A 17,310-nucleotide genomic window follows, 5' to 3' on the forward strand; every position below is an offset into this window, starting at 1 on the left:
CTACTTGTTCCGGCGAAGTTCGTCTAAAAGCTCTTCGTTGCGACGATCGGCAAAGAAGTTCTGGACCGAAAACACGGCCCAGATCGCCGCAACCGGCCAGCCTATCAGCGTGATCTGCAGGATCAGGCAGATGATGCCCGAAATCGGTTTGCCGATTGTGAAGAAAGAAAGCCAGGGCAAAACGACGGCAATGAAGTAGCGCATGTGAATGTCCTTCGCTAAAAAGAGCAGAGCTGACAGGCTTTGCCAGCCTTGAAGGACTGGTAAATGGTGACCGCAATACGGCTTTTGCAGGTGCAACGCAGCAAAACTTACGAAAAATTGAGCTTTTCCAACCCGTTTTACGCCTGAATCGGCTTGTAACAGATGCCATGAACGATCATATTATCTCCAGGCTTGCTGGGCCCCGCAGCGGCGCCTGGGTGCTTTCATTCAAAGGTAGTACCCGACACCGTGATTCACAAAGGGGCTTTAAAAGAGGAAATTGATGGCTGATCTTCGTAACTACCAGACCCGCGCGCAGACGGGAGCGCACGCGAGTGCCGAAATCGATCAGGGCCTGCGCGCCTACATGCTCAAGATCTACAACCTGATGGCGCTTGGCCTGGTGATTACAGGCATTGCCGCCTACGGTATTTTCATGATGTCCGTGTCGCAGACCGGGGCTGATGGCCAGGTCGCGCTCACCCAGTTCGGTCAGGTAATGTATGCCTCACCGCTGAAATGGGTTGTCATGTTTGCACCGCTGATCGCGTTTTTCTTCCTCGCGTTCCGCGTAAACAAGATGAGCGTCGCCGGCGCGCAGATGGCGTTCTGGGTGTATGCCGCCCTGACAGGCATCTCGCTTTCAACGATCTTCCTGGTTTATACCGGACAAAGCATCGTACAGACCTTCTTCATCACCGCGGCTTCCTTCGGCGCTCTTTCACTCTACGGTTACACGACCAAGCGTGATCTTTCGGCGATGGGTTCGTTCATGATTGTCGGCCTTTTTGGCATTCTGATCGCCATGGTGGTCAACATCTTCCTGCAGTCGAGCGCTCTGAGCTTCGCTGTTTCGGTTCTTGGTGTTCTGATCTTTGCCGGTTTGACCGCATGGGATACGCAGAAGCTGAAAGAAATGTACTATGACGGTGACAGCGATGTTGTCGCCGGCCGCAAGGCTGTCATGGGTGCACTGACGCTCTACCTCGACTTCATCAACATGTTCCTGTTCCTTCTTCGCCTTCTGGGCAACCGGAACTAAGACTGTTGACAAACTGATACGGGAAAGGCGGCGTGAAGCCGCCTTTTTCATGCCCGCCTTTCTTCCGGAAACACCATTGCCCGCCATGTCCATTGAAATCCGCACAGCCCAACCAGGCGATATCGCAGCCATTACCGGCATTTATGCCGAGAGCGTTTTAAACGGTTTTGCAAGCTACGAAATTGAGCCGCCGACCGACACCGAAATGCAGAACCGCATGGCGACGGTCCTTAATGGCGGCTATCCGTATTTTACGGCGATCGATGCCAGCGGAAATGTTGCTGGCTATGCCTATGCCAGCGCATTTCGCACCCGGCCCGCTTATCGATGGCTGGTAGAAAATTCTGTTTATCTCGCCCCACAGGCACGTGGAAAAGGCGTTGGCAAAGCGCTCCTTACAAACCTGATCGACGCCTGCGAGAAACGTGGATTTCGTCAGATGGTCGCCGTTATCGGCGGCGCCAGCCCGGCCTCTGTCGCGCTTCACCGCGCTTGCGGTTTTTCAGATGCGGGACGGTTGTCCGGAACAGGTTTCAAAAACGGGCGCTGGCTGGACACGGTGTTCATGCAGCGCGCACTTGGAGATGGCAATATGTCCGCGCCCGGCCCGATCGCCTTGCCATGACGGCAGGCGGTCTATTTTTCGACCAGCTTCAGCTTCTTATCAAACACTTTCAGAACCTGCTTGAGATCGTGTCCGCGCTTGAGCACCATTCCGGCATTGTTCGTCACTGAAAAGGCCCCCTGCCGGGCAGCCAGCTTGGGATTTTTTTCGATCCGGTAGAGCGGCATTTCACCTGCTCGCTTGAACACCGAAAAAACGGCACGGTCCTTCATATGGTCCAGTGCGTAATCCCGCCATTCACCGTCGCCGACCATACGACCGTAAAGCCAAAGGATCGTATCAAGCTCGCGGCGATGAAACGTCACGGGCAAAGGCTCTGGCTTTTTACTGGGACGGTACTGCGAAAGATCGACAACCTTGCCGCTGCCTTTAACTGAGCTTGTCTGGGATTCCGGCTTCTGCGCCATGCGATCTCCTGTTTCGCCACAAACAAGGGTCTGGCGTCCAGCGGCGTCTGGGCCTGCCGAATGGCCATGTGACATTCATAAGACAGTCTGCCCGGTTGAAAGAGAAATGCAAGAGTGGTTTTCCACATCGCATTGCCTCCGGGCTGCAGCGAACAAACCCTTTGTTAACCTTGGCCGCCTAGTCTTCATGGACAAAGTTTCATTAAAGTCCAGTAGCGCGTCGATGACTTTCAAGCCCAGACAAATGCCAGCGTCCGGCCCTTCGGCTCTGCCGGAAAGCCATCAGCCCTTTCACGGCAAAAGGGTGGCAGCACGATGAGCATCATCCGGAAGGATCTCGGTCCCCGCACGCCTGCACGGCTGAAGTCCAAGTTATCTGTCGTCCGCCCCGGTCGCGCCGTTCCCGATGTTCGGCTCGAACTGAAAACCGGCGGAGAATTTTCGCTTTATTCAACCCCGCCAGAGGAACTTGAACGCGCATTTGACCGTCTGGTTTTCCGCTCCAGCGAGACCAATGTTTTCCAGGCTGCCCCGTTTCTGCTGACGGCCCTGAAGAACGGCCTTCACGGCCTTCGGCTGGCGTTAATCCACGAAGGCGCGCAGGGTATGGAACAGGACGATCTTGCCGCTTTGATGGCATTTCGTGTGGAAGATGGCGGGCGCTGGATCACCGCGCACGGCTTTGGCGATGGGACAGCTGCCTATAATGCACCGCTCATTTCCCGCCACCGTCCAATGGCCACCATTGACCAGCTTTTCGAAGCCCTGGCCAACAATCTGACCAATCTGCCGGGCATTGCAGTTCTGCCGGACCTTCTGGCTGATGGCGCGATCATGCGGCTTGGACGCGCAGTGGCTGCAGCAAGGGGGCTGGCTTTTAGGGTGACGGGCGCTACGCGCAGACGCGCCCTGACGGCAAGGGTCGACCCGTCTTCGCGGCTCGCCGGATCTGAACGCGCGGCCTGGCAAGACAAGCTGGAAAAATGGCAGGCTCTGCAGCAAAAGGGGCATGTCACATATCGGGTCGCAAGGAACAGCGATGAGATCGAGCCTGTCCTCGAAGCGCTTCCGATGCTTGCACGGGATACCGCCGGGCCGGCACCAAACGCGTTTCTGACAGCGGCCTGCCGTGCGCTTGCCAAACGCGACTGGATCCGCCTGCACGCGCTCTACCTCGACGAGATTCTGATTGCCGTTGCCGTACAGCCGGTTGTTGCAGGCGAAGCCTGGATCGCAGACACGATCGTGCACACTGATCTGGCCGATATGGCCGTGGATGAACAACTCATCGTCCGTCTGACTGAGTGGAACCTCCGTGACACAAACATCCGTGTGACACGCTGTGCGCCCGGCGTCGGCCCGTTTCTTGCCGAACGGTTCTGGTCAGACGATGAAGGCCGGGCAACCCTTATGGTTGCTTTAAAACCCGGGCATGAGCGCTCACTTGATGCTGCAGCAAAGGCTCTGGAAGTCTGAGTTTTCACCCCAGGCGTTTCTTCCGGAAGGCAGCTGCCAGCACAGCGGCATGATCTGGCTTCATCGGCAACAGAGTGTTTGCATGAATAACGGGATCAGGAGCAGGGTTTAAGCCGTGACTCTTCCGGCCGGTTCAGCAAGGCAAATATGTCGATATCGGATAGCAGAGGATGAAAACCTTCTTCGCCGCCAGCTTCAATCAACACATCGAGCGGAACGCCGGGGGCATAGACCGGGCCATCCCAGCAGGCTTTATCAAGATCGACAGAAAAGCCCGGTTTTGCCTTGCCGCGCTCGCGTGCTGCAGCCATCTCCTGCTGCTGGTCGCGCAACGCAAGCGCATCGGAGGGTGCAAGACGATAAAGATGCAGCACCTGACCGGGCTTGCGGAACTTTGCAATCGCCGCCTTAGCTTCGGAAGGATCAACACTTACAAGCGTGTAGTCATGCGAGATCTCATTGCTTCCGCCGTTTTGGTACACCGTGAGATCAAGGTCACCTTCTTCCAGCCTGAAGGCTTCCGGGGCCAGAACCGCGATACGGATTGCAGCCGGATTGGCAGCGATCGGTGTCGGGATCGACGGTTTACTCCCGGGCAGAAAGGAAAAGGATGAGCAGGCCGAAAGCATGAGCAATCCGAAGACAGCCGAAAGCCTGACAAGGGGCGAAAAAGACATGGCAAAACCAAAAACAGGAATCGAAACGTAAGTTAAATACTAAACCGCAGTGCTTAAAGCCCGGTAAATGATGACTGTGCAGTCCGTTTCTCAAAACAGGGCATCGCGACAGAACAGACAAAGCCGAATATTTAAGGGATCCTGATCAGGCCATATCAGCATTTTTATTTTCTATGTCTAAATTAAGCAACAAACAAACAACGGTCAGGATAAACAACAAAACCAGCTAGCAAAATATTTATTGATCCTAAGCAATAAAAATATTAATTGACGCAAAAACGTTTCATCAAGGTTTCATTGATGCGCTCAGAAAGCCGGAAACATAACATCAGAACATATCAGTGCTGGAAGCGCGCTATTCGCGTCTGCCAGTTTGCTTTGATTGGCGCCCTGCTCTATCAGGCATGGGAGTCGGTCGCCAATCCATCAGTCTTTGCTGCCGATATCAGCGCCGATATGGGTTTTTCGACAACCATCGCCCTTGACCCGGTGACCAGCACGATATTGATCGTCATTATGGCGTTGGTTTCAGCACTGAGCCTGCTTGGGCTTCAGTGTGTCTGGTGCTTTTTCGAACAGGTCGAAAGCGAGCGTTCAATTTCGCCGGAAACAGCATCCTATCTGCGACAATCCGGCGTTTATGCGGTGGCAAGCTGCACCTTAGGCATTCTGGCCCAGCAAGGTTCAACATTCTTTGCGACTCTTAAAAACCCTGGGGCGGGACACATTTCCTATTTCGACATCAGCAGCTTGCTGCTCGTTTTACTGCCCGCCGCCGGTCTGCTGTTCGTCATTGGGCACATCCTGACGATTGCCTCAGGTTTCAGACAGAACAATCAGGGCACAGCGTGACTGCCGGTGTTTTCTGGCCCCGAAGGCAGATTATGCCCTAAAGCCCGATCTCGTGTGCATAGGGCGGATTGGCCCCGGCGCGCGAAACCGTAACAGCGGCAGCCTTCGCACCCAGCGCCAGCGCGTTCGAGATGGCCTCCGGTGGCAGGTTTTTCACCTTCTCCTTGGTTAGCAGCCCGGCCATATGGAGTGAAGCCAGAATACCGGCATCAAAGGTGTCGCCCGCGCCGACAGTATCGACCACATCAACCTTTTCGCTCGGCACCTCGACCTTTTGCGTCGCAGTATAACCGATCGCGCCATGCGCCCCGCAGGTAATCACAACGAGACTTGCGCCCTGATCGATCCAGTATTTCGCCCGCTCATCCATCGACCCTTCCAGCTCGAACCATTCCAGATCCTCGTCGGAAAACTTTACGATATCGGACTTCGCCGCCATGCGTTCGATGCGGGCGCGGTGCTTTGCCTTGTCCTTGATAAAGGTCGGGCGAATATTCGGGTCAAGCGAAATAACCCGGCGGTCGGCCTCGCGCATCAGGAAGGCTTCATAGGTTGACCCGCAGGGTTCCGGTATGAGGCTGATGGCCCCGAAATGCATTGCATCGCAATCATCACCAACCTTCGGCAGATCGTCTTCTGTTATCATGCGCCCGGCCGTGTTTTCATCGTAAAACGCGTAACTCGCCGATCCATTGACCAGCTTCACAAAGGCCAGTGTCGTCGGGCGGTCGGAGATCGCGGCATAGGTGTGATCGACGTTGGAATCGTCGAGCTTTTCACGAATAATGTCACCCATCAGATCCGACGAAATACCGGAGAAGAAACCTGTTTTGCAGCCCAGTCGGGAAAGCGCGACCGCGGTGTTGCAGACGGCCCCGCCTGCATATGGCGCAAAGGCCGCCTCGCCTGTCCTGGCCTCACGCGGCAGCATGTCAATCAACGCTTCTCCGCAGCATAAAATCATGTCTCTCTCCCAGATGATCTGATCAATTCTCTCAGCGATTTTAAGCCCGCATCAAAAGCCTTCAACAATCAGCTTGTCGAGGCCACCATGGGCACGCGACCAATCCATCGGATGGTCCAGAAATGCCGCAACGGCTTCAAGCGTTTTCGCATCGAACAGCTTCTTTTCTTTTGCGACAGCCAGAACGTTCTTCCATGTCGCAAGATAGTGCAGATCGACACGTCCGCCCTTGAAGCGCCCCTTAGCTTCGCTGAAAATATCGTAGTAAAACAACGCCAGACCGTGTTCGACAGTGCCGCCCGCATTGCGAATGGCATTGATAAAGGTGAACATTGATCCGCCTGCTGTCGTCAGGTCTTCGACGACGAGCACGCGGGCACCATGCGGCATATGCCCTTCAATCTGGGCATTCCGGCCATGCCCCTTCGGTTTTTTGCGCACATAAATCATCGGCAGATCCAGCCGGTCGGCCAGAAATGCGGCAAAAGGAATCCCGGCGGTTTCGCCACCGGCCACGCAATCAAACTTTTCGAAGCCAGCCTCCCGCATCACGGTTGCGGCGGCAAAGTCCATGAGTGTTGAACGAATGCGCGGATAAGAAATCAGCTTACGGCAATCGATGTAGACAGGACTGACCAGACCGGAGGCCAGTTTATAAGGCTCTTCCGGTGAGAAATGAACCGCTTCGATTTCCCAAAGCATACGTGCCATGAGGTCGGCCACAACCGCCGGATCGGCAAAACTCGCCTGCGCCATTTCATTCCTTTCCTACTGCCGTCGCACGTCCGGCGACTGACCCGAACATGCGAAAAAACACGGCGATTGCAAGGCTTGAAGGTCGAAAGACCTTTGCCTTGAACCGATAAAATCGTCAATCGCGGAAAATAGCGTTTTCGCAGCCGACCGCAATGATATTCATTAAATCGTTTATATCATTACGGCCAGAAAGCAGGAATGCCTGTCATCATTCACACTTCCATAGCATAACCGGCGCCGCGCACAGTGCGGATCACGTCCTGCATCTGCGAGAAATTCAGCGCTTTTCTCAAACGTCCGACATGCACATCGACGGTCCGCTCATCCACATAGATGTCATGACCCCAGACCCCGTCGAGAAGCTGTGCGCGGGAGAACACCCGCCCCGGTGAGCTCATCAAAAACTCCAGCAGCCGGAATTCCGTCGGTCCAAGCCGGACTTCCCGGTTCTTGCGATGAACGCGGTGGGTTTCACGGTCCAGCTCGATATCGCCGCATTTAAGAACAGTCGACAAGACCTCCGGACGCGCTCGACGCAGGATAGCCTTAACCCTTGCCATCAGTTCCGGCGTCGAAAAAGGCTTGGTGACGTAGTCATCTGCACCGATGGCCAGTCCCCGAACACGCTCGCTTTCTTCACCGCGTGCTGTCAGCATGATAATGGGCAGACGTTCGGTTTCGGGCCGCATTCTCAAACGGCGGCAAAGTTCAATGCCGGAGACGCCGGGCAGCATCCAGTCGAGCAACAGAAGATCCGGCACCCATTCCTGAAGACGGATTTCCGCTTCATCACCGCGCAGGATTGTTTCGACTTCATACCCCTCGGCTTCGAGATTGTAGCGAAGAAGAACGCTCAAAGCCTCTTCATCTTCAACAACAGCAATCTTTGGGACCATTGGACTTCAAACTCCCTTTCAAAAGCAAAGGCATCAAATGTCGTTCGAGCCGACAGATGTGGATGTATCGTGCTTGGGCCGCTCACCTTCAGGCTGCGTGCCGGTTGCGATGTAGTAGATCATTTCAGCGATATTGGTTGCATGATCGCCGATGCGCTCAATATTCTTGGCGCAGAACAGAAGATGCGTGCACGTGGTGATATTGCGCGGGTCTTCCATCATGTAGGTCAAAAGCTCCCGGAAAAGCGACGTATAGATCGAGTCGATTTCATCGTCGCGTTCGCGGATGGAATTGGCCTTGTCTGCCTGCCGCGAGGTGTAGACATCCAGCACCTCCTTCAGCTGCATCAGCGCCAGTTCAGAAAGATGCTCAATGCCATGCGCCAGTTTGCGCGGAACGCCGGTGCCCTGAACCGAAATCACCCGCTTGGCGGTATTCTTGGCAAGGTCGCCGACCCGCTCAAGATCAGAAGCGATCCGAATCGCGCCCATGATTTCGCGCAGGTCCGTGGCCACCGGCTGACGTCGTGCGATGGTCACAACAGCCTTGTCGCCGATTTCACGCTCGGCCTCGTCCAGAATGAGATCGTCAGAAATCACCTTCTGGGCCAGCCCCATGTCGGTGTTGACCAGCGCTCTGAGAGAATCGCCAACCATTTCCTCTGCCAGTCCGCCCATTTCGGAAATCCGGCGCTGCAGATATTTCAGTTCTTCATCATATGCCGTCAGAATGTGTGAGGGCGCCATTTTGCTTTATCCTTCGTCCGTCCGCTGCGATCAGCCAAGCCGGCCCATGATATAATCCTGGGTGCGCTCATCAGAGGGATTGGTGAAAATCGTGTCCGTATCGTTTTCCTCGACCATACGGCCCAGATGGAACATGGCCGTGCGCTCGGAAACGCGAGCGGCCTGCTGCATAGAGTGCGTCACGATCACGATCGTATAGTCTTGCCTCAGCTCACTGATCAGCTCCTCCACGCGGGCCGTGGCAATCGGATCAAGCGCTGAACAGGGTTCATCCATCAGGATCACTTCCGGATTCACAGCGATCGCCCGCGCTATGCACAAACGCTGCTGCTGGCCATCGGAAAGGCTCGTGCCAGGCTCGTGAAGCCGGTCTCTGACTTCGTTGAACAGGCCTGCCTTTTGCAAGCTGGTCTCCACCAGTTCGTCAAATTCGTGACGATGCTGCGCCAGTCCGTGAATGCGGGCGCCATAGGCAACATTTTCATAAATCGTCTTGGGAAACGGATTGGGTTTCTGAAACACCATGCCGACACGCGAACGCAACTCAACGACATCGACGTCAGAACCATAGATGTCGTTCCCGTCCAGCGTCAGGCGCCCGCTCACCCGGCAGTTTCCCAACGTATCATTCATCCGGTTCAGCGCCCTCAGAAACGTCGATTTTCCGCAACCGGAAGGGCCAATCAATGCTGTCACCGCCCGTTCACGGATCTTGATGCTGACATCGAACAGAACGCGCTTCTGACCGTAGTATACGGAGACATCCGTGCCGACTATTTTGTAGATTGTCTCACTCATTTTATCGTCCAGCACCTTTTTCGCGTCGGGATCGCTCATCATGTTCACGGCCAACCCCTCACCACTTCTTCTCGAAACGCCGCCTGAGAACGACTGCAATTACATTCATGCTCAACAGAAACACCAAAAGCACCATGATGGCGGCAGATGTTCTGGCAATGAAGCCCTGCTGCACCTCGCCTGCCCACATATAAATCTGAACAGGCAAGGCCGTTGCCGCATCCAGCGGGCTTTCCGGATAATCTGCAACGAAGGCCACCATTCCGATCAAAAGCAGAGGCGCGGTTTCCCCGAGTGCGCGGGCCATACCCAGTATGGCGCCGGTCACAATGCCCGGAGTCGCCAGCGGCAGCACATGGTGGAAAACAGCCTGCATGCGTGACGCGCCGACTGAAAGCGCCGCCTCACGCACGGAAAACGGTACAGCGTCCAGCGCGGAGCGGGTCGCAATGATAATTGTTGGCAGCGTCAGAAGCGTCAGCACAAGCCCGCCAACAAGCACCGACGAGCGGGGAACCCCTGCATAGCCAATGAAAAAGGCAAGACCGAGCAACCCGAAAACAATCGACGGAACAGCCGCAAGGTTATTGATGTTGACTTCAATCAGATCCGTGAAGCGGTTCCTCGGCGCAAATTCCTCCAGATAGATTGCAGACGCAACGCCGATCGGCAGCGCCAGCACCAGAACGATCACAAGCATGTAGAATGAACCGGCCAATGCGACACCGATACCAGCGGCCTCGGGACGGGATGAGGCACCATTGACCAGGAAGCCGATATTGAAGGACTGGTTGACTGAGCCCTGTGCGATCAACTCTGAAAGCCATACTTCCTGCGTTTGATTCAGTCCGTGGCCGGAACCGAGCCGTTCCTCTTTGCCAGCTGATTTGAAGGCTGCATCAGCCGGAGCAGAAGCCAGAAAAGTGACGGAAAGCGTTTTGCCGATCACAGAAGGATCTTCCTGCACGACCTCACGCAGCCTGATCCCCGCATTCAGCGAGATCAGGCGCATGGCATGACGCATTGTCGTCTGGTTGGCCGGATCAAGGCCGAGTGCCTCTGCAACAGCATTGGCCAGAATGCTGTTATAGTTTGACCGCAGCAGTGCCTCGGGATCGTCTGTGCGCCTGTCTTGCGGATCAATAATCGCTTCGGTGAAGGTCACCGGCAAAGTGATGGTGGTTTGCTGAAACGCAGAATAGCCGTTTGAAACGATAGAGACGAACAATACCGCAAGGAAAAACAGGCCAAGAGCGATGGCCATCAGGCCATAGGTCCGGAAGCGCAGCTCTGCTGCAAGACGCTGTTTCAGGCGCTTTTTTCGTTTTTCTGCCGTTGCTTTATGCTCGTTTTGCCTCTGAGGCACTGGAGCCTGCGTGACATCGGTCATGCGTAAAGCTCCTTGTAACCACGGACGATGTAAAGCGCATAGATATTCAGAACCAGTGTGATGACGAAAAGCGTCAGACCAAGCGCGAAGGCCACGAGTGTCTGTGGCGTATCAAAAGCGGGGCTGCCGATCAGCTGGTTGACGATCTGAACCGTCACCGTCGTCATGGGTTCAAAAGGATTATAGTGGATCTGCGCCGCGAGACCGGCAGCCAGCACCACAATCACAGTTTCACCGATTGCCCGCGAGGCCGTGAGCAGCAGAGCACCGGCAATGCCCGGCTTGGCTGCTGGCAACAGCACATGGCGAATGGTTTCAGACTGCGTTGCCCCGAGGCTTAAAGACCCTTCCTTCAGAGAAGCAGGCACAGCCTTGATAATATCGTCAGCAAGCGATGAGATATAAGGGATCAGCATTGCACCGATTACCAGTCCAGCCGTCAGAACAGACTGCGCGGCAACAAGCCCGGCATTATCACCGGTTACAATACCATTGATAACGCCGGAAAGATCACGCAGGAAAGGCCCGACAATCACTAGAGCGAAGACGCCGTAAACGATGGCGGGAATGCCGGCGAGCACCTCCAGCGCTGGCTTTGCAATGGCCCTGAACCGTGCCCCGGCATATTCTGCCAGATAAATCGCTGCGAAAAGGCCGACTGGAACCGCGAACACGAGCGCCACCGCGGCAATATAGAGCGTTCCGACAAGGAGCGGAATCAGGCCGAACAGACCCGCAACGCCGGCCTCCCCTGCCGATGAGAACCCCGGATCCCAGATCGCCCCAAAGAAAAAGGCTTTTGGTGAAACCAGCGAGAAGAACCTTAAGGATTCAACAATCAAAGACAGCACAATGCCCAGTGTCGTCAGTACCGCGACCGACGATGCAGCAATCAGAAACAGGTAAACGACACGTTCAACCCTGCGGCGCGCCCTGAACTCCGGACGGATATTTCGAAGCGACAGGACAAAACCGCCGAGTGCCGTGGCGGCGACCACAACTGCCATAGAGACATTGCTGATCGTCCGCAGCTTATTCAGGTGTTTGGCGGCTAAGATCACCTCTTTCCGGGGGACCTGGGCAAGCTGAACGCCCACTTGGGCAAATGACGTGCGTAACTGCTCTCCATCGCCAGCAGATGTGTCGGCTTTCTCTGCCTCGACCAAACGCAGACCGCGCGCAACAGAAAGTACAGAATTATAGCTCAGGCTCGTAGCGGCGGGAGGCTGATTATCCAATGCACCTGAAAACCCTTCCCGCACCTGAACCCCCATCACAATCGGGCTGAGAACGAGCCAGACGATCATCACCGCAAGAGCAGGCACGACGGTGTAAAACGCCACAAAACTTGCGTAGTGAATGGGCCTTGACTTAAGCCGTGCGGCGCGGTGCCGGACAACGCTATGACGCGTGTACGCGCGGCCAGAAAGCCGACGACACCGAAAAGAGCCAACAAAACTACAATCAAAGCGACAAACATATGTCCATCCGATAGACGGTCTCAGCCAAAACGATGCTGAACCCGCTTGTTATTTTCATTCGTTTTTTCCGGGCGCGGCCTGCGGGCGCCCGTCAGTATCCTGATATGTCATTCCCGCATCTTCGGCTGCCAGCGCCGCGCGAATATCCCGACGCTCTCTCGCAGAAACAGGAACAAGCCCATATTCAGTCAGCGGCGAGTAAGCCCCCACCATGTCTTCGGAAAAGAAGAAATCAACATATTCCCGAAGGCCCGGAATGACATTGAGGTGCGCCTGTTTCACATAGAAAAACAGAGGACGCGACACCGGATAGGCGCCCGAAGCCACTGTTGCCGCAGATGGCTCGACACCATCGATAGCGGCGACATTCAGCTGGCGCACATTATTTTCATAAAAGGACAGACCGAAAACACCCAACGCGCCCGGGTTCGACTGAATGCGCTGCAGTGTTTCGGTATAATCGCCAGCGATGCCGATCGCCCGGCCATCCCGGCGCACTTCGACACAACGATCTTCGGCCTCTTCTGCGTCGAGCTTCTCGGCCCATGCTGCCAGCGTTCCGCTCTTCATGCACCCAACCGACATGATGCGGTCTTCCAGCACCTCCCGTGTGCCATGCTTCTCACCGGGTATAAATGCATCAATGCGGATATCCGGAAGCGACGGATCGATCTCGGACCAGCGCTGATACGGATTGGCTACGAGCTCACCATCGACCAGCAGTTCTTTGGCAAGCGCCTGGTAGAGCTGTTCGATCGTAAGATCAAAACCGGCAGTTTCCGCACTGGTCGCGAACACGATACCATCGTATCCGAAATTGAACTCCTCGATACCTGTGACGCCATTTTCAGCGCAAAAGCTGGCTTCCCCGGAACGGATCGGTCTGGAGGAATTGGCGATATCAATCGTATCAGGTCCAACACCCTTGCAGAATTCCTTCAGCCCCGCAGAAGAACCACCGGATTCGATCAGCGGCGTTTTGAACTGCGGATAAACTTTTCCAAACGTCTCACCAACAATGCGCGCATAAGGCAGCACTGTGGAAGACCCGACAATCCTGACCTGATCACGCGCATCGGCAGCGCTGGCGGTGATGCACAGCGCAAAAAGCGAAATCCTGATCAATGTCGAGAGCGTCATTGCGCTTGTCCCTTGGCGGGTTTTGTTGATTGGAGCGCGGTCTGAATGTCTGGCGCAGCTAAGAACACGCTAAACCAGATAGCTATCGCGTGCAGGTCCTTCTTTTATGACACTTTTGCAAAGTATTTATGAAGGATCACCGCTTTGTTTTCTTTATTGTTTTCTTTATTGTTTTCAGGTACGGCGTGAAATGCACCTAAAAGCGTACGATAAAGGTCGTACCCATTCCGACTTCAGAGCGGACAATCAGTCTGGCGCGATGCCTTGTCAAAATGTGTTTGACGATCGCCAGGCCAAGACCAGTGCCTTTCTTGGAACGACTGTCGGCCACAGAAACACGATAAAAACGCTCCGTCAGGCGCGGCACATGCTCAGCCGGGATACCTGGACCATAATCGATGACAGACACTTCGGCACCACGCGGTGAAAGGTGCTTGAGATGAACATCGATTTTCTCGCCATCGGAACCGTATTTGCAGGCATTCTCCATGAGGTTTTCAAAGACCTCTACGAGTTCATCCTTATCGCCCTGCACGTAAACAGGCTCATCAGGCATGTGCAGCGAAATACCGACACCAAGTTCGTTTGCCAGCGGCAGGAGAGAGTCACGCACATGCTCAATCAGCGGCGCCAGTTCAATGGTCTGGTCAGGCGGCAGATGAGCCCTCACCTCCAGACGTGACAGCGACATAAGATCATCAACCAGACGGCTCATGCGCGTGGCCTGATCCAGCATAATCGGCAAAAACCGCTCCTGCGCTTTTGCATCACCCTTTGCCGGTCCCTGCAGTGTTTCAATATAACCGCGCAGAGAAGCAAGCGGCGTGCGCAGCTCGTGGCTCGCATTGGCGACAAAGTCGGACCGCATCCGATCGATGCGACGGGATTCAGAAACATCCCGGAACATCAGCAGGAAAGTCGGTCGCCCGCCCGCTTCAGCCGTTGCAGCAACAGGCGCAGAGCGCACCAGATAAACCCGCTCGGAGGGCAGACGCTCGGAATATTCGATCTGATTGGAGCGTCCGCTCGACAGCGTATCGCGCACGATATCGAGAACACCCGGCGCACGCATGCGCGCAGAAATATGTGCTCCGATCGGAAACGTTCCAAAGGTATCGCCGGCAGAACGGTTCTGAAACAGAACGGACCCGTCAACATTCAGCACGTAGATCGCCAGATCGATCTCGTCGAGGAACCGTGGCATGTCGCCAAAATCAAGAGGCGCATCATGCTCATGCCTATCGGCAACCGGCGTTTCACGCTCCTCGTTTTTCAGCTTCACCTGATAAAGTGCAGCAGCAACCACCGCCAGCCAGCCGATCAGAACATGCGGAATATCCAGAGCACTCGTGCCCCAGGCAACCAGTGCCACCAGAGACGCAGCCACCAGCACAGCGCGCGCTGAAGTCGCACGCACTGTCAGATTACGGACCGCATGGTTCAGCCGGTTCAATTGCCACTCCAGATCATCTGCAGAAATCCATCTTAACAGACGGTCGCTACACGTGTTTTATGACAGTAATATTCCTGCGGCCGAAATCAGTGCGGTTTTACTGAACATTCTCCGCTTCATCCACAGACCTCGCGCGGATTGCGAAAATATCCAGCGGAATACCGGTCCCGTTCACATCACTCGAAATCATCAGCTGAGACGGAAGGGCGCCGCCATTCGGCCTTAGCTGGATCACCAGATTATCGCGATGCGCCGGAGCGGAGTATCGGTGGCGCTGACATCCCTGTATCGTCCCATCATAACAGGCGATAGCTGCCTGATGGTCACCACCCTCAGGCGCCACAACGGTCGCCTCGACCAGTACCGGCCCGTCTTCCAGCATATTCGTCACAGCAGGGGGAATGCGAAACCGAACAGAACCGGAATCGCCTGCGGCATTGGCCACAATGCGCAGTGCCGGTTCGCCATCCACTGTCACCTCCTCTGCCGAAGCAGATGCACCTGTCGCAACACCGCTCGCCTGTCCCGGCAGATAGACCGGTGTCCAGGTGGAAGCGCCTTCAAAATCCTCAGCCTCAATCCGCGGCGGTGGGTTGGGAACAGCCGTATCGCGCGACTGCGGGTTCATCGTAAAGCCGGACTGCATGATCCACCAGGCGCCCGCAGCGACAAAAGCGATGACGACGAGCAGCATGAAACCGGTCGCGAAAATACCGCGCTTTTTCTTGCGATAAGGTGGTTTACCGGTATCCCGTTTCGGGCTTCTATGTTCTTTCTGACCGACCTTGGCCTTTGATGCCGCCGCCTTCTTTGGTGCACGCTTTCGCCTTGCCGGCCTGCGCCGGTCGTCATCCACCGAAATATCGCCCATGCCGCCGAGTGCGCCAGCATCAAGGTGACCTGTTTCCGGCTCGGGTGTAAAATCGTCTCGTGTGAAGTCAGCGTCGGTCCGGCCGCGGCCATCATCAAACGCAGGACCATCCGGAAAAACCGTCGGATCCGAGGCGTTTTCAAACGGCATCTCGACGGACGGTTCTGCATGCATGGGCGGGTCCATTTGCAGAAAAGGCTCTTCCGGGACGTCCGATGAGATTTGTTCACCAGCTTCCGGCGTGCGGCCAACGGCGAAAGGATCATCAAACAGCGGCGGGGCGTTTCGCCCCCTCACCGAGCGCGCCCTTTCAGCTTCTTCACGTTCAATTTGCGTGATCGCATCATCAAGCTGTCGCCGCTGACGTGCGGCAACCTTGGGATCGGACACCTGCTGCTTCGACAAACCGCGCTCCAGCGCATCGCGCGCAGACTGGTAAATTCGCGCCCGCACATTCGCATCTTCACGTTCGGCGTTGTCGAGTGCCTTTCTGATGGCTTCTTCCAGTCCGCTCACGTTTCCTATCCCGTTTTATTCAGAACCTGCTGCATTGAACGCACAGCCTGATCGCTATTGACAGGGTTTCGCACAATGTATCAAGGCAAAATACATGTCTACTGTTCCATAGACTCATCGACATTCAGATGACAACGATCGGTCTGGCGTTGCAATCCGTCCCGAAAAATGCCTTTGTTATCAGGCAACAAGCGCATGAGAGGAGCCGATCATTGTCGCAGACATTCCGCCTCGACGATCTGATGCGGATCGCCCGCGAAGAAGGCCGGATTGTGGCTGAGGAGGCTGCTGCCCGCATGGGGGTTACGGTGCAGACGATCCGCCGTGACCTTCTGAAGCTGTCTGATGCCGGAAAACTGACTCGCGTACATGGAGGCGCGGTGCTGCCATCTGGCACCGCCAATATCGGCTATGATGATCGCCGCAGCCTGCATTCTGATGAAAAAGCAAACATCGCCGCAGCCTGTGCCGCCGCGATTCCGGACAATGCCGCCATTTTCATGAATATCGGCACGACGACCGAGGCCGTTGCCCGTGCGCTGCTCGGCCACAGCAAGCTGCTCGTTGTCACCAACAACATCAATGTCGCCAATATCCTCGTGGCCAATCCGGACTGCGAGATCGTGCTGGCTGGCGGTTTGCTGCGGCGTACCGATGGCGGACTTGTTGGCACACTGGCCAACCGGATTGTCGAGCAGTTCAAGTTTGATCTGGCTGTGATCGGCTGTTCCGCCATCGATGACGACGGCGACCTTCTGGACTTTGATATCATGGAGGTCGGCGTCAGCCAGACCGCAATTGCCCGCTCGCGCAAGACATTTCTCGTCGCCGATCATTCAAAGTTTTCACGGACGGCCCCTGCCCGCATTGCCTCACTGGCTGACATCAACACCTTTTTCACCGACAGATCACTGACGCCGGAATTATCAGCCAGTTGCAAGCGATGGAACACAGAAATCGCCGTTTCTAGAACGGAAAAACCCGCCGGTTGAGGCGGGTTTTGCATCAGGAATTC

At 55.5% G+C, this 17,310-nt stretch carries 17 protein-coding genes and 1 pseudogene; 5 read left to right on the forward strand and 13 right to left on the reverse strand.

Features of this window, described 5'->3' with window-relative positions:
* Nucleotides 1–204 carry a YqaE/Pmp3 family membrane protein gene (locus EDC90_RS05700; RefSeq protein WP_132309497.1) on the reverse strand — a complete coding sequence of 68 codons (204 nt, stop codon included), beginning with the start codon at nucleotides 202–204 and terminating at the stop codon, nucleotides 1–3.
* 283 nt (nucleotides 205–487) lie between these two features.
* Here EDC90_RS05700 and EDC90_RS05705 point away from each other — a divergent pair, with 283 nt between their 5' ends.
* Both EDC90_RS05705 and EDC90_RS05710 read left to right on the forward strand, forming a co-directional pair.
* Nucleotides 488–1,246, forward strand: coding sequence for a Bax inhibitor-1/YccA family protein (locus EDC90_RS05705; protein ID WP_132309499.1), 759 nt, complete (start codon nucleotides 488–490; stop codon nucleotides 1,244–1,246).
* An 85-nt stretch (nucleotides 1,247–1,331) separates the two neighbouring features.
* Nucleotides 1,332–1,871 (forward strand): GNAT family N-acetyltransferase, encoded by a 540-nt coding sequence (locus EDC90_RS05710; RefSeq protein WP_132309655.1) that lies wholly within the window; start codon nucleotides 1,332–1,334, stop codon nucleotides 1,869–1,871.
* 11 nt (nucleotides 1,872–1,882) lie between these two features.
* Here the strand turns inward: EDC90_RS05710 and EDC90_RS05715 are convergent, their stop codons facing one another.
* Entirely contained in the window at nucleotides 1,883–2,278 is a 396-nt protein-coding gene (locus EDC90_RS05715) for a DUF2794 domain-containing protein (protein ID WP_132309501.1), read from the reverse strand.
* Nucleotides 2,279–2,593: 315 nt separating this feature from the next.
* Here EDC90_RS05715 and EDC90_RS05720 point away from each other — a divergent pair, with 315 nt between their 5' ends.
* Nucleotides 2,594–3,754 carry a GNAT family N-acetyltransferase gene (locus tag EDC90_RS05720; protein WP_132309503.1) on the forward strand — a complete coding sequence of 387 codons (1,161 nt, stop codon included), beginning with the start codon at nucleotides 2,594–2,596 and terminating at the stop codon, nucleotides 3,752–3,754.
* Nucleotides 3,755–3,849: 95 nt separating this feature from the next.
* On the opposite strand, the gene EDC90_RS05725 is transcribed toward EDC90_RS05720, so the two are convergent.
* Nucleotides 3,850–4,431 (reverse strand): hypothetical protein, encoded by a 582-nt coding sequence (locus EDC90_RS05725; RefSeq protein ID WP_132309505.1) that lies wholly within the window; start codon nucleotides 4,429–4,431, stop codon nucleotides 3,850–3,852.
* 300 nt (nucleotides 4,432–4,731) lie between these two features.
* Between EDC90_RS05725 and EDC90_RS05730 the strand changes: the two genes are divergently transcribed.
* Entirely contained in the window at nucleotides 4,732–5,283 is a 552-nt protein-coding gene (locus tag EDC90_RS05730) for a DUF2975 domain-containing protein (RefSeq protein ID WP_132309507.1), read from the forward strand.
* 37 nt (nucleotides 5,284–5,320) lie between these two features.
* Here the strand turns inward: EDC90_RS05730 and EDC90_RS05735 are convergent, their stop codons facing one another.
* From EDC90_RS05735 to EDC90_RS05780, 10 genes and pseudogenes are all read right to left on the reverse strand, one after another.
* Nucleotides 5,321–6,247, reverse strand: a complete 927-nt coding sequence (locus EDC90_RS05735; protein ID WP_132309509.1) for a carbohydrate kinase family protein — start codon at nucleotides 6,245–6,247, stop codon at nucleotides 5,321–5,323.
* A gap of 51 nt (nucleotides 6,248–6,298) precedes the next feature.
* Nucleotides 6,299–7,003, reverse strand: coding sequence for an orotate phosphoribosyltransferase (locus EDC90_RS05740; protein WP_132309511.1), 705 nt, complete (start codon nucleotides 7,001–7,003; stop codon nucleotides 6,299–6,301).
* Nucleotides 7,004–7,215: 212 nt separating this feature from the next.
* Nucleotides 7,216–7,899, reverse strand: a complete 684-nt coding sequence (phoB, locus tag EDC90_RS05745; RefSeq protein WP_132309513.1) for a phosphate regulon transcriptional regulator PhoB — start codon at nucleotides 7,897–7,899, stop codon at nucleotides 7,216–7,218.
* A 33-nt stretch (nucleotides 7,900–7,932) separates the two neighbouring features.
* The gene (gene phoU / locus EDC90_RS05750) at nucleotides 7,933–8,646 is read right to left on the reverse strand and encodes a phosphate signaling complex protein PhoU (RefSeq protein ID WP_132309515.1); all 714 of its coding nucleotides are present in this window, start codon (nucleotides 8,644–8,646) and stop codon (nucleotides 7,933–7,935) included.
* A 30-nt stretch (nucleotides 8,647–8,676) separates the two neighbouring features.
* Nucleotides 8,677–9,486 (reverse strand): phosphate ABC transporter ATP-binding protein PstB, encoded by an 810-nt coding sequence (gene pstB, locus EDC90_RS05755; protein ID WP_432419989.1) that lies wholly within the window; start codon nucleotides 9,484–9,486, stop codon nucleotides 8,677–8,679.
* A 16-nt stretch (nucleotides 9,487–9,502) separates the two neighbouring features.
* Nucleotides 9,503–10,834 (reverse strand): phosphate ABC transporter permease PstA, encoded by a 1,332-nt coding sequence (gene pstA, locus EDC90_RS05760; RefSeq protein WP_132309519.1) that lies wholly within the window; start codon nucleotides 10,832–10,834, stop codon nucleotides 9,503–9,505.
* Nucleotides 10,831–12,314: pseudogene (gene pstC / locus EDC90_RS05765) on the reverse strand (phosphate ABC transporter permease subunit PstC). The gene pstA and the pseudogene pstC overlap by 4 nt, the downstream one beginning before the upstream one ends.
* Nucleotides 12,315–12,369: 55 nt before the next feature.
* The gene (locus EDC90_RS05770) at nucleotides 12,370–13,485 is read right to left on the reverse strand and encodes a PstS family phosphate ABC transporter substrate-binding protein (RefSeq protein ID WP_432419990.1); all 1,116 of its coding nucleotides are present in this window, start codon (nucleotides 13,483–13,485) and stop codon (nucleotides 12,370–12,372) included.
* 166 nt (nucleotides 13,486–13,651) lie between these two features.
* Nucleotides 13,652–14,899, reverse strand: coding sequence for a phosphate regulon sensor histidine kinase PhoR (gene phoR / locus EDC90_RS05775; protein WP_432419991.1), 1,248 nt, complete (start codon nucleotides 14,897–14,899; stop codon nucleotides 13,652–13,654).
* Nucleotides 14,900–15,005: 106 nt separating this feature from the next.
* Nucleotides 15,006–16,295 (reverse strand): hypothetical protein, encoded by a 1,290-nt coding sequence (locus EDC90_RS05780; protein ID WP_132309523.1) that lies wholly within the window; start codon nucleotides 16,293–16,295, stop codon nucleotides 15,006–15,008.
* 212 nt (nucleotides 16,296–16,507) lie between these two features.
* On the opposite strand from EDC90_RS05780, the gene EDC90_RS05785 reads away from it, so the two are divergent.
* Entirely contained in the window at nucleotides 16,508–17,287 is a 780-nt protein-coding gene (locus EDC90_RS05785) for a DeoR/GlpR family DNA-binding transcription regulator (RefSeq protein ID WP_245510954.1), read from the forward strand.
* The last annotated feature ends 23 nt before the right edge of the window (nucleotides 17,288–17,310 follow it).

The organism is Martelella mediterranea, from assembly GCF_004342225.1.
Taxonomy (GTDB): Bacteria; Pseudomonadota; Alphaproteobacteria; order Rhizobiales; family Rhizobiaceae; genus Martelella; species Martelella mediterranea_B.

Coding starts and splice junctions, on each gene's coding strand:
- EDC90_RS05730 (WP_132309507.1), top strand. CDS start 4,732: ATGCGCTCAGAAAGCCGGAAACATAACATCAGAACATATCAGTGCTGG.
- phoU (WP_132309515.1), bottom strand. CDS start 8,646: ATGGCGCCCTCACACATTCTGACGGCATATGATGAAGAACTGAAATAT.
- EDC90_RS05740 (WP_132309511.1), bottom strand. CDS start 7,003: ATGGCGCAGGCGAGTTTTGCCGATCCGGCGGTTGTGGCCGACCTCATG.
- EDC90_RS05720 (WP_132309503.1), top strand. CDS start 2,594: ATGAGCATCATCCGGAAGGATCTCGGTCCCCGCACGCCTGCACGGCTG.
- pstA (WP_132309519.1), bottom strand. CDS start 10,834: ATGACCGATGTCACGCAGGCTCCAGTGCCTCAGAGGCAAAACGAGCAT.
- EDC90_RS05725 (WP_132309505.1), bottom strand. CDS start 4,431: ATGTCTTTTTCGCCCCTTGTCAGGCTTTCGGCTGTCTTCGGATTGCTC.
- phoB (WP_132309513.1), bottom strand. CDS start 7,899: ATGGTCCCAAAGATTGCTGTTGTTGAAGATGAAGAGGCTTTGAGCGTT.
- EDC90_RS05715 (WP_132309501.1), bottom strand. CDS start 2,278: ATGGCGCAGAAGCCGGAATCCCAGACAAGCTCAGTTAAAGGCAGCGGC.
- EDC90_RS05705 (WP_132309499.1), top strand. CDS start 488: ATGGCTGATCTTCGTAACTACCAGACCCGCGCGCAGACGGGAGCGCAC.
- EDC90_RS05710 (WP_132309655.1), top strand. CDS start 1,332: ATGTCCATTGAAATCCGCACAGCCCAACCAGGCGATATCGCAGCCATT.
- EDC90_RS05735 (WP_132309509.1), bottom strand. CDS start 6,247: ATGATTTTATGCTGCGGAGAAGCGTTGATTGACATGCTGCCGCGTGAG.
- pstB (WP_432419989.1), bottom strand. CDS start 9,486: ATGATGAGCGATCCCGACGCGAAAAAGGTGCTGGACGATAAAATGAGT.
- EDC90_RS05700 (WP_132309497.1), bottom strand. CDS start 204: ATGCGCTACTTCATTGCCGTCGTTTTGCCCTGGCTTTCTTTCTTCACA.